The sequence below is a fragment of the Halorubrum sp. SP3 genome (assembly GCF_005435195.1).
Lineage (GTDB): Archaea > Halobacteriota > Halobacteria > Halobacteriales > Haloferacaceae > Halorubrum > Halorubrum sodomense.
The window spans coordinates 1-240 of the sequence record NZ_SGTU01000691.1; the positions used below are offsets into that span (position 1 = coordinate 1).

General features: G+C 55.0%; 1 protein-coding gene. It reads left to right on the top strand.

Going from position 1 to position 240, the window contains the following annotated elements; genetic code table 11:
• Positions 1-240: hypothetical protein (locus tag EXE42_RS19990; protein WP_137707136.1), on the top strand; the 240-nt coding region annotated here is incomplete at both ends.

Below are 240 nucleotides of genomic sequence, written 5' to 3' on the forward strand. Positions count from 1 at the left end.
CGCTACGACGAGGTCTGGGCTGATCTTGTTCCTGATACGTCGACAGGGAGCAATCTCAACGAATTGCGCAGCCGTTGGGAACGCGTTCATTCCGAATACCACGTCATCCCCGTCTCGGTAAACCTGCTGAAGTACCAGGGGCAGAAGCAGCGGAGTTTCAGTGAGATCGTTCTTCGGCATGCTCACCAGAATCCGATCCTCACAGGGGTTGACGATGGAGTCTCCACCGGATTGTCTTCT